This window comes from Spirosoma endbachense (assembly GCF_010233585.1).
In the GTDB taxonomy this organism is placed as follows: domain Bacteria; phylum Bacteroidota; class Bacteroidia; order Cytophagales; family Spirosomataceae; genus Spirosoma; species Spirosoma endbachense.
Window position 1 is genome coordinate 4,774,999 of the sequence record NZ_CP045997.1, and the last position, 12,224, is coordinate 4,787,222.

Sequence of the window (12,224 nt, forward strand, 5' to 3'; positions counted from 1 at the left end):
AGGCATTTCCTGACTTTACACGATCACTCATGTTTTCTACCACCTGGCTGTAGCAACTCCCTGGTTTTAAGTTTGATATTGCTCGTTACGCCCCGTTTTGCTGCATCTCATATAAACAACCTGATTTACTTACAAGCTGCTTATGCTTATAGTAAAAGATTATGAGACAGTTACGTGGGATAGTCGTCTACAACACTGTTATCTGGTGATTTTTTATACAAATGAACGGTAAAAACCAGAGGATAAAAAATTATTTATAATTATTCTAAACAAAAATAATCTCAATTGATATTGACAGTCCCTAACTAACAAAAACACGACTCAAGGGCATATCGATAACGGCTAAGTAGACTCATGTTAGTCTGGTTTATGCTAATTTCATGGGAAACAATAGCTCAGGCTGGGCAGCTATAGGGCGTATAGGATCATCGGCTCAGGAACCAGCAATCCAGAATCAAATTTTAAGCATAAACTATAGTATTTTTTAAGGAATGGCTTCCGCATCGTTGAAATGCGGAAGCCATTTGCCGTTTAGAAACGGCCGTTTATCAAAAAATTAGAAAAAATCGAATTTAACGAAACAAATAAAATCTATCTTTGTTAGATATTTTGCATACCGTTAGAAAATGAGTGTAATAGACCGCAGAACAAGGCAGAAAGCAGAAATCCGGCAACGTATTCTGGATGCAGCCCGGCAAATAGCCCGCGAGAAAGACTGGAATGCTGTAACCATTCGCAGTATTGCCGACGCTATTGACTATACGCCCCCGATTGTATATGAGCATTTCGAAAATAAAGAAGATGTCCTGCTCAACATAGTAAAAGAAGGGCACACGGCCAATCGACAGACGTTTGACGCGATTCTGGCCATGGAATTGAGCGCTGAAGAGAAAATAGTTCGGCTATCGATGGTACAGTGGACATTTGCCCGCGAACAACCGGAAGTATTCCGACTCATGCATAACCCGGAACGAATGGCCCAGCAACGGGAAATGGTTCGGGAAGGCATGCAGGAAGGCAAACAGAAAATAGAAAGTTTATTCCGGGAGCTCTGCTCAGGGCCAGAAAATATCGGTGAAGTGATCTTTAACTGGTTTTGCCTGATGCAGGGTTATATCAATTTGATCATCAACATTCAGCCCGAACAGGGTGCCAAACTGCTTGAGCGAGTGGAAGACCCTAAAATGGTAGCCCTGTTTCAGCAACCAGATTTGCTTTTTGAACGGGCCATTCGCCGGTTTATTCGGAGCCTTTAACTCCCATCATTCACATCTTAAGGTTATAATTTTTTAGAAACAATGAAAGGCATGAAGCAGACTATGCTGATAGTGCTGGGTCTACTGGCAAACTGGGTCAGTGCACAGGATGCGCCGTCGGGTGGGTACACGCTCGCACAGTGTGTTGAGTACGCACGGGTAAATAACCCGAACATTAAGATCGCGCGGGTTAATGAGCAGATATCGCTTGCGCAAACGCAGCAGGTTATCGGTCGAAATCTTCCGCAGGTTTCCGTTTCGGGTTCGGTGCTGGATAACGTTAAGATTCCGGTGCAGTTGCTACCAGGCGAGTTAAATGGGCAACCGCCGGGCACATTTATTCCTATCCAGTTTGGTACCCAATATAATACAACCCTGACCGGGCGCGTCGATCAGAAACTCTTCGATCCTTCGTTTGGATTGGCACTGAAAGCCGCTAAAATTTCGACCAAGGTACAGGCGCAGGCAACCATACTGGCTGAACAAACGCAAGCCTACAACATTGCCAGAGCGTATTACCAGACTCTGGTTATTGATTTACAGAAACGCCTGACCATCCGCGATCTGAACTCGTCCGACACGCTGTTGCAACAGGAGCAGGTTCGGCTAAAAAACGGCACTACACGTGAGATTGACTTTGGGCGTATTCAGTTAAACCGCAATAATTTACAGTCGCAGCTGGAACAGGCAAACCGAAACTACGAACAGGCAATTAACCAGCTGAAATTCCAGATGGGAATGCCACTTTCGGAAACGTTGGCGCTTCAGCCGCTGGCCATTGAAAAAGAGTTACAGGTGAATGAATTACCCGCTGCTGATAGCCGCTTTTTCGAGAATCGCCCTGATTTTCAACAATTAGTGTTGAATACACAGTTGCAGGATCTAAATCGGCAGTCAAACAACCGGGGGTATTATCCATCGCTCGGTCTCTATGGTACATATGCTACCAATGCCCAACGTAGAGAGTTTAATTTTTTCAGCGGAAATTTCCCCTGGTTCCAAAGCTCGACAATTGGCTTGACCTTATCGTGGACGCCTTTCGACGGTAATCAGCGCCGGTATCGTGATCGTGAAAACAAACTGAATCTCGAAACGCTGCGGCTTCAGCAGATTCTGACGCGCGAGTCGGCGCAGTTAAGTCTGACCAATGCCCAGGTAAGCTACCAGAATCTGGTGACCGATATTCAGCGTGAACGTGATAACATCGAACTGGCGCGCAGGATTCTGACCGTTACCGAACTGGAGTACAAGGAAGGAATCGCTACATCGGTCACCTTGATCGATGCCAAAGATGCATTAACCACCGCCCAAAACAACCTGGCGAATAAACTGATTAGTCTGTATCAATCCCGGCTGGATTACGAAAACTCGCAGGGAACCATTCTTCAATACGTCACTCAAAAATAAACAGTTACCATGAAACGAATTATTATTATTGGAGCGGTAGCTGCCCTTATCGCACTGATTGTCTTCCGGTTGATAAACAACAAAAAAGATATTGAGGCCGCCAAGACGTCTTCGGTACAATTCCAGACAACGCCCGTTGTGGATGTACAACCTGTTTCTTATGAGCGTCTCGACCAGAATCTGGCGCTGCTCGGAACGGTAGAAGCACAGTATGAAGGGAACATCATTTCTGAAACGCGCGGAAAGCTTCAGAACTTCAAACTGGTGCTGGGCTCCTTTGTCAAAAAAGGCCAGCAGGTTGGTTATATTCAGGACGAAGTACAGGGCATTGTTGTCGAAAACAATCAGACTGCCGTCGAAAATGCCAAACGCGAAATGGAGCGTTACGAGCGACTTCTGAAAGGTGGAGCCGTAACACAGGAGACCTATCAGAAATACAAAGACCAGTATGCAACCGCTATTCTGAATTCGAAACAGCAGCAGCGTGTGTTGGGCAATGGAGCGGTGGTTGCCCCTATCAGTGGGTATGTATACGACAAGAAAGTGGAAAATGGCGAATATGTTGCCGTGGGCGCGGTTCTGGCATCGGTGATTAATTTACAGGAATTGAAACTGGTCGTTAATGTGCCGGAACAGGCTGTTTATCAGCTTAAACAGGGTGATAAGGCAACCATTACAGCTCAGGCGTTTCCGGGGGTAACTTTTTCGGGAAGTGTTCATTATATCAGCCCTAAAGGTGATGACCTGCACAATTACCCGGTCGAAATTTATCTGAGCAACAACAGCAAAAATCAACTGAAAGCAGGCACGCTGGCTAATGCCAACTTTACCTTCAAAAAAGGGGTTGCCGGATTGTTTATTCCGCGTCGGGCCCTGGTTGGTGGTGCCGACAGTGCCAGTGTTTATGTGGTGCAGAACAACATAGCCCGGCTGCGTAAAATCCGGCTTGGCTACGATAATGGCGATCAATATCAGGTGCTCGATGGCCTGAAACAGGGCGAACCAGTGGTTGTTAATGGTCAGCTGAATCTAAGCAACGGAGCCAAAGTTACTGTTAACCAGAATGGTGCAGCTCAGGGAAAAACGGATACGTCGGTAGCGGTAAATCCTTAATTCAGTTTTCAGTTTGGGTTTACAGGGAGAGAAGCACTTAGACCTGTTTACCTCAACCAGTTGAAAACCTTAAACTGAACACTACAAACTGAAAATAATAGTCTTATGTCAGTAACAGAAATAGCCATTAAACGCCCGACGCTGGTTGTAGTGGCTTTTACTATCCTGGGCATTTTAGGTTTTATATCCTACAAAAGCCTGAACTACACCCTGTTGCCAAAGTTCGATGCGTCGGTCGTGACCGTCATTACGACCTATCCGGGGGCCGCTGCGGGGGAGGTCGAAAATTCGGTGACGCGCAAACTCGAAGATGCCGTGTCGTCGCTCGAAAATCTGAAAAACATCAGTTCGACGAGCCAGGAAGGGTTGTCGATTATTCAAATCGAGCTGGCTGCCAGTGCTAACCCTAATCAGGCCTTGCAGGATGCACAACGAAAAGTGAATGCGGTTCTTTCGCAATTGCCCGACGAAGTAGAGTCACCGACCCTGCAAAAATTCTCGACCGACGATGTGCCCGTTATTCGGATGGGGATTCGTGCGAATCTGGAAGCGACCAAACTCTATGATCTGGTCGATGATCAGATTCGGACACAGCTGACAAAAGTAGACGGCGTCGGTCAGGTTACACTGACGGGTGGCCGCGAGCGCGAAATCCGGATTGGTATCGATCCGAATAAACTGAAGCTTTATAACCTGTCGCTGGCACAGGTAACACAGGCGGTCAACTCGGCCAACCTCGATTACCCAACCGGTCGTATCGAAACCGATCAGGCTCAGTATGCCATCCGGCTGGCTGGTAAATTTACCGACATCAACCAGATTCGGAATGCTGCTCTGATCACATCGGCCACGGGCACGAAAGTCGTACTGAACGATGTAGCAACCGTGACAGATGGTGTTGCCGACGCAACAACCATTAACCGGATCAATGGACGCGAATCCATCGGTATATCCATTCAGAAACAAACGGATGCCAACGCGGTAGCGATCAGTCAGCAGGTGCGGGGCATTCTGGGCGGTATTGAAAAACAATATGCCAACATTGGACTGAAATTCGAGATTACCAGCGATTCGTCGACCTATACACTTGCTTCGGCCGACGGGGTAATATTTGATCTTGAATTTGCGGTGGTGCTCGTGGCGCTGGTGATGCTGCTCTTTTTGCACAGCATCCGAAATGCCTTTATCGTTATGGTGTCGGTACCGGCTTCGATTATCTCGGTCTTCGTGCCGATGTATGTGCTCGGTTTCACGCTGAACCTGATGACGTTGATGGCCCTGTCGCTGGTGGTCGGTATTCTGGTCGATGACTCGATTGTGGTACTGGAAAATATCTACCGGCACCTCGAAATGGGTAAAAACCGACGGACGGCTGCACTCGATGGCCGGAATGAAATTGGTTTCACGGCGGTGGCCATTACAATGGTAGACGTGGTGGTGTTTCTGCCACTTGTCTTTGTACAGGGACTGATCGCGAATATCATTCGTGAATTCTCGCTGGTAGTGGTGTTTTCAACGCTCATGTCGCTGGTGGTGTCGTTTACCATTACACCCTTACTGGCCTCACGATTTGCGAAAGAAACAGATCTCAATGGACCTGGTTTGGGCAAGCGGTTTTTGTCATGGTTCGAGCGGCAGTTCGATTCACTCAAGCATGGGTATGCCCGACTACTGATCTGGAGCCTTCGCCATAAACGCTGGGTATATCTTACGGCTATTGTGCTCCTTATCGGGTCGTTTGGCCTGGTTGGTGGAGGATTTATTGGGACGACGTTCTTCCCACAGAGCGATCAGGGCGAATTTATCGTGCAGATTGAGGGCGAACCATTCAACAGCCTGGCCGAGACGAACCGTATCTGTCAGAAGATCGAGAAGCAACTGATGGGTAATAAACTGGTCAGGAAAGTCAACAGCAACGTTGGCTATTCGAGTTCGGCATCGGGTGGAGGACTGGGTTCAACACCCTATCATAAAGCAGAAATTACGGTAACCATTGTTCCGAAACAGGAGCGTATTATTTCGATTGAACAATTTGCTGCTCAAACGAAAGCGGAGATTCTGAAAACGCCCGGCCTGAACGTAAAATCGGCACCAGTAGGCATTACGGGTGGCGCTAATGCCGCTCCGATTCAAATTCTGTTGCAGGGCAATACGCAGCAGGAGCTACAACAGGCAGCGGCCATTGTGAAGCAGGTCGTGAAATCGGTAAGCGGAACCACCGATGTCGAATTAGCCGTAGACGATCCGAAGCCGGAACTCAAAGTAAACCTCGACCGGCGTAAAATGGCGCAATATGGGGTTTCCGTAGCGAATGTAGGGGCGACGTTACAAACCGCTTTTTCGGGAAATACAGACAGTAAATACCGGGTTGGTAGTCGCGATTACGATATTCGGGTAGAGCTGAATAGATTCAACCGCCAGAGTAAAGACGATGTTGGTAATCTTACGGTGCCCGATGCGCAGGGCAAACTAATCGAAGTCCGGCAGATTGCTGATTTGCAACTCGGTACGGGGGCCACTCAATTGACACGGTATAACCGGGTTGGTTCTCTGTTCGTTAACGCCAACGTGGTGGGTCGCCCAACGGGGACGGTCGGTACGGAGATTGATAATATTCTGAAGACCAAAGAGTTGCCCGGTGGCGTAACCTATAAACTAAAGGGCGATCTGGAACGTCAGTCAGATGCTTTCAGTAGTCTGGGTATTGCGCTGGGACTGGCTATTACGTTTGTGTACTTGCTGATGGTTGCCTTGTATAATTCGTATTTCCGGCCGTTTGTGGTCCTGTTCTCCATTCCGATGGCCATTATTGGGGCATTTCTGGCGTTGGCGCTGGCCGAGCAGCCTATTTCGTTCTTCGTTATGCTGGGTATGATCATGCTGATTGGTCTGGTGGCTAAGAACGCTATTCTGCTGGTAGACTTTGCCAACGCGCAGAAAGAAGAAGGGAAAAGTACGGTTGATGCACTCGTGGAAGCAGGTCGTGAACGGATTCGCCCGATTTTGATGACGACCATCGCTATGGCTATTGGTCTGCTACCGATGGCACTGGCTACGGGCGATGGTTCGGAATCGAAGAATGGATTGGCCTGGGTTATTATCGGTGGACTTATCAGTTCGCTGCTGTTAACGCTGGTACTGGTTCCGACTGTATACCTGACATTTGAGAATATTTTTAATAGTTTCCGCCGTTTTTATGGACGAGTGACAGGCAAAAAAGATAAGCCAGTATCCGCAAATCCAGCAGAGGTATAAACCAAACTGGTCTCTCGCTGGAAGCTATTCTACAGCTTTGGGCGATAATTATTAAATCAAAAAGCCGCCTATTTTAACAGTAGGCGGCTTTTTGATTTTACTTCCTAAAAATATAACGGCATAATACGCGATGTTATCCTAAGTTTAATCACAATTTAACGAACGGCCGGACTTATCTCCTTACCGTGATCAAAGCTTTATTGAATTTCCAAAAACAGAAGTAGCATGAATAAAACCGCGAAAACTGTGTGGCTTGGGGCACTTTTATTAACCAGCCAGTTTGCCTTTGCTCAACAACCCATTACCCCATCAGTCGATACGCCTGTTGACAGACCAGTTACTACTCCAAAGACATCAGCCGAAAAAAACGAGTTGAAATTCAACCTCAACGAATCGGGTTCGCACTTTTTTAAAGCTACGTTTCTGAATCAGGCCTGGTTGCAGTTCAACCAGAATAACCCCGGATCGACCGTTATCGGTATTCCAAAGGATAATACGTTCTCCATTGGCCTACGTCGGACACGAATCCAGATGTTCGGCCAACTCAGCGACCACGTTTTCCTGTACTTTCAGTTTGGGATGAACAACTTTAACTACCTGAATGGTGGATTTAATCAAACGGCATCATCGCAGCGAAAAATACAGGCTTTCTTCCACGATGCAGTTGGCGAATATTTAGTGTTCAAGAACAAAAATTACCTGAACATTGGCGCTGGTTTGACCATTGTGAATGGACTTTCGCGGTTCAGTGCACCCAGCGTGGGTACCATCATGACGATGGATGTACCCGTATTTGCGCAGGCTACCGTTGATCAAACGGACCAGTTTTCCCGCAAATTGAGCCTCTATGCTCGTGGACAGGTTGGCCACCTCGATTACCGTGTGGCTATCAGCGACCCTTTCCCAATCCAGACCAATGGTTCAGCATTACCTGCTTATGGACCTAATTCTATTTTCGCGTTAAAAGGCCACAATAAACAATTCCAGGGATTATTGATGTGGCAATTCTTCGATAAGGAAGCGCACCAGACACCTGGCTACAATACGGGTACGTATCTGGGAACTAAGAAAGTATTTAACCTGGAAGCTGGGTTTATTACTCAGAAAGACGCGATGGTGCGCGTGGCCGCACCCGGTGATACGACTTATCAGAACATGAACCTGTGGTCGATTGCTTCCTTTCTGGATATGCCCCTGAATCGGGAAAAAGGAACGGCTCTTAACGCCTACCTTGGTTATTTCCACACCGATTATGGAACGAATTACCTCCGTTTCAACGGTGCGATGAACCCAGCCAGTGATATTGCGGCCGCGCAGCGACCCGGTGCATTAGGTGGCACCCAGGGCAATGCGTTCCCAATGTTCGGAACGGGTAATGTGGTATACGGTCAGTTTGGCTACCTCCTGAAACGAGATCTGTTTGGTCCCGGTAATGGCACGCTAATGCCTTACGTACAGGCTCAAATTGCTACGTATCAGCGCGTATCAAACACGCTTGGCGTTTACAATATCGGCGTCAATTACCTGATTAAAGGCCATAATGGTAAGCTTACACTCGATTACCAGAATCGACCTTACTATGAGCCATCATCGGGCACTTCACAAATTTCTTCGGGTGGTCGACGTGGTCAGTTGATCCTGCAATATCAAGTGTTTATTTAGTGCCTGAAAACCAATAAGTCCCCGCCGGAAGATCATCTGGCGGGGACTTATTTTATAAGTTGGCCAGCGTTTCCTGGGCTTCGGTTGCGGTTAACTCTTTGCCATATAAGGGCGCGTTAGGCTCTAGCTTTCGCCCGCCTTCGCGGAGTGAACCCGCATCGATGGGGGCAAAGCCTATTGCTCGGATTAGGTCTGACACGATTGCTTTGGCGTTTAAATCATTCCCGGCAACGAAGATCGCCCGGCGTTCGGCTTCGGGTTTCGAAACGTCGCCCAGTTCGGCTAAATGCTTAAACCAGATCGTATTGAAGGCTTTGACCAGCCGGGTGTCGGGAAGGCGACGGGCGACTTCCTCGCTCGATGTTGACTCGCCCAGATCAATAACGCTGCCACCCGTGCTGTAGGGATTCATGGCGTCGATTACCACTTTATTCGCGACCAGATCGGGGTGAGGGAGTGCTTCGGGTGATCGCCAGGGAACCGCCAGCAAGACAATTTCGCCGAAAGCGGCTGCATTGTCAACGGTTTCGGCACGGGCCTGTGGACCCAGTTCATTAATAACATCTTTCAATGATTCGGGACCGCGCGAGTTACTTAAGGCAACCTCATGACCGGCGTTGACCAGCAAACGGGCGATTGTATGGCCGATGTTACCGGCCCCGATTACTCCAATCTTCATGATACGTTGGGAGTTAGTTAGTGACTAACTAACATGAAAAGAGGGGGTAATGGTGCAGATTTTTGATGATAACTTATTTGTTGAATAATAATGGGTTTTCTGTTGCCGTTGCCTTTGAGCTGGTAGGTAGTGATAACGACCGAAGCTGTATGTAAAGATCAACGGAATAAGCACTATCGGTATCGTTAACCTGAAGGGAGTATCGGCCTGGATATAGCATCGTTAGCCGTTTACGAACATTAGCCAGCCCCAACCCATTCGTAGTTGACTTTTGGGTCTGGGGTTTACTATTCGACACGTGCAAATGAAGTCGCTCATTCTGTAACTGAACGGAAATCGTGACCAAGGCTTTTTTTGTGGTGTTCTCAACACCATGCTTAAAGGCATTTTCGACAAACGTGATCAGAATAAATGGGGCGATTTGTAGGGGTTTATCAATCGTATCGAGTAACTCTATCGTTAACGAAAGGCGTTTGCCCGTTCGTAGCTTTTCCAAGGCCACATAGTCGCGTATAAAATCCAGTTCCCTCGTAAGCGGTACTAATGCTTCGCTGGTTTCGTACAGTGTATACCGCATCATGCCCGACAGTTGCTGCACAATTTGAGCGGCTCGCGGGTTTTCTTCTTCGGTCAGGGCGTAGATGCTATTCAGTACATTGAACAGAAAATGAGGATTAACCTGACTTTTAAGATAATTGTATTCCAGTTGAGTGTGGAGAATTTGCCGACGGTAAGCTTCTACACCAGCCCACAACAGGAGCGGAAAGAGCGTCATCAGCATCGGGAAACGCACCAGTCGCATCAGAGTATTGAAGGAGAACAGCGTTTGCCAGTACTGGTCTTTATGCTGGATAAAGTGATAGGCTGCACCCGAAAAGTCATCGACATTTGTGTAGTGATAGACCTGAATGGCTGTTACAAAATAATAGGTATACGTAAGCCAGTAATAAGCCAATAGGCCAGGAAGCAGGAAAATAAGTCTGGTCCCAACGTTTCGGAATAGCCAGACCAACATATAATATTGCATCGCCACACCGGCCACTTCGCGTAAATATGGCGCCCAGGTACCTATTGTAAATCCTCCTTGCCCAAACCAGGATAGATAGAAAATGCCCACTAAGGTGCCAATACCAGCCAGCATCAGGGCATGAAACAGAAGCCGTATATAACCCCGGTATCGGATTTCGTTCGTGAGCAGGCTTAGTAGCATAGGCTGATTGGTTTTAAGACAAAGATTTGACTCCTGTCCGGCTAAAGCAAATACATTCGCTGGATGTCGATAGTTAATCGTTGAAATGCCAGGCGATAGATTCATCGAAAAAAAAAGCATGTTCATCGAAAAAAATAGACCAGGGCTTGACAGATGACCAATTTTAGGCCATCATCTATTAAACGAAACGCTTCCGATGCCCAACTTACGTTTTTTACTGCTCTGGTTTCTGGTACTAAATGCAATTGTATTGAAAGCACAGCCCAATTGCGGGTGCGTCAGTAATTTTGATGCTATTGTCAGGAAAGTTCAGCTCAATTATGCTGGTTTTATGGATAAGACCAGTGGAAAGAAACAGATAGCCTATAATCGGTTGTGCGATAGCCTTCGTACGGTGGCTGCCCGCACGACTGTTGAGGGTACCTGTTTTGATTTGCTGACTGCCTACACATTATTTTTCCAGGACAGGCATCTGCAACTGGGCAACTATCAAACCGCCAAACTACCCAGAACCTACGAGCCACTAACACTGGATAAGGCTCGACAGCTGACGCGTAATGCCCGCAGAGAAGAGCCAGTGGGCATTTGGCGCAGCGAGAATGGTAAAGTTGAGGTTGCTATTTTGCATCAGCCGGGCCGTTCCACCAATGGATTCGATTATCAGGGTATTGTTCTGAGCAGCCAGGACACTACTATTCGGCCGGGGCTGGAATTGTTCAGAGCCAAACGGCGTGGGCAGTCCTATTACGTAAAAGCCATCTTGGCTGGACGCAGTAATCACCAGCCCCCAACAAAGCAGCATGGTAATATTTTCTATGCCTATTGGGGGATGACGCTTATTCGCGAATTCCCGTTTACATCAACAGCCGCTGAACAGGCCGAACTCGCTGCCAATCGGATCAATAACGGGTTTTATGTAAAACCGCTGGCCAACGATGTTGCCCTGATCAGTTTGCGCCGTGGCTTTTCGCTCTCCGATAAAGTTATGGATTCGGTGCTGCGCTATCATGAGCCTATGCTTAGTCAAACTCCCAACCTGATTATCGACCTGCGCGACAACGGCGGAGGGAATAATACCTGGGAAAAACTCTTGCCCTACGTTTATTCGAAACCTGTTACGTGGCCGGGAGGGTGGCTCATGCGATCGTCGGTCGATAACATCCAGATGATCGAACGGGATTCAGGCTACTATACACCAGCCCAATGGGCCAAAGAAAAGCTATTCGTGGAGCAGTTGAAGCAACACATGGGCGAACTGGTCAATAATGGTAGTGCTGATGTAACGATAAAACTCGACAATGTTCGCCCAAATCCCCGGCGGGTAGTCGTGCTTATCAACGATGTGTGCGCCAGTAGCTCAGAGTTTATCATTCAGATTGCCAAGCAGAGTCCCGGTGTTTCGGTGATAGGTAGCCCCACGTCGGGTATGATGGATTACGGCGATCTACGACACCCGCTACCGCTTCCCTGCCCCGACTTACGATTGGTGGTCCCGATGGCCAAATCGCCCTGGACCGACACGGCTCCAATCGATCCAACGGGTATTCTGCCCGATATCAGCCTGGCTCACCTGCCCGAATCGGAGTGGCTGGACGTCGCCGTAAAGCAGCTCCAGTCCGGAAAGCTGCCTGCCAAGCCGTAA

General features: G+C 48.0%; 8 protein-coding genes. 6 read left to right on the forward strand and 2 right to left on the reverse strand.

What is annotated here, in order from left to right:
- The first annotated feature begins 626 nt into the window (after positions 1-626).
- The 5 genes from GJR95_RS19270 (at position 627) to GJR95_RS19290 (ending at position 8,693) form a co-directional block, all read left to right on the forward strand.
- The gene (locus GJR95_RS19270) at positions 627-1,256 is read left to right on the forward strand and encodes a TetR/AcrR family transcriptional regulator (RefSeq protein ID WP_162387413.1); all 630 of its coding nucleotides are present in this window, start codon (positions 627-629) and stop codon (positions 1,254-1,256) included.
- Between the two features lie 51 nt (positions 1,257-1,307).
- Positions 1,308-2,663: a TolC family protein gene (locus tag GJR95_RS19275; RefSeq protein WP_162387414.1), complete on the forward strand. Its 1,356-nt coding sequence runs from the start codon at positions 1,308-1,310 to the stop codon at positions 2,661-2,663.
- 9 nt (positions 2,664-2,672) lie between these two features.
- A complete protein-coding gene (locus tag GJR95_RS19280; protein ID WP_162387415.1) occupies positions 2,673-3,776 on the forward strand; it encodes an efflux RND transporter periplasmic adaptor subunit in 1,104 nt (367 codons plus the stop codon).
- A 105-nt stretch (positions 3,777-3,881) separates the two neighbouring features.
- Positions 3,882-7,031, forward strand: a complete 3,150-nt coding sequence (locus GJR95_RS19285) for an efflux RND transporter permease subunit (RefSeq protein WP_162387416.1) — start codon at positions 3,882-3,884, stop codon at positions 7,029-7,031.
- A gap of 225 nt (positions 7,032-7,256) precedes the next feature.
- Positions 7,257-8,693 carry a hypothetical protein gene (locus GJR95_RS19290; RefSeq protein WP_162387417.1) on the forward strand — a complete coding sequence of 479 codons (1,437 nt, stop codon included), beginning with the start codon at positions 7,257-7,259 and terminating at the stop codon, positions 8,691-8,693.
- A 52-nt stretch (positions 8,694-8,745) separates the two neighbouring features.
- On the opposite strand, the gene GJR95_RS19295 is transcribed toward GJR95_RS19290, so the two are convergent.
- A complete protein-coding gene (locus tag GJR95_RS19295; RefSeq protein ID WP_162387418.1) occupies positions 8,746-9,372 on the reverse strand; it encodes an NADPH-dependent F420 reductase in 627 nt (208 codons plus the stop codon).
- 73 nt (positions 9,373-9,445) lie between these two features.
- Entirely contained in the window at positions 9,446-10,687 is a 1,242-nt protein-coding gene (locus GJR95_RS19300; protein WP_162387419.1) for a sensor histidine kinase, read from the reverse strand.
- 91 nt (positions 10,688-10,778) lie between these two features.
- On the opposite strand from GJR95_RS19300, the gene GJR95_RS19305 reads away from it, so the two are divergent.
- Positions 10,779-12,224, forward strand: a complete 1,446-nt coding sequence (locus GJR95_RS19305; RefSeq protein WP_162387420.1) for a S41 family peptidase — start codon at positions 10,779-10,781, stop codon at positions 12,222-12,224.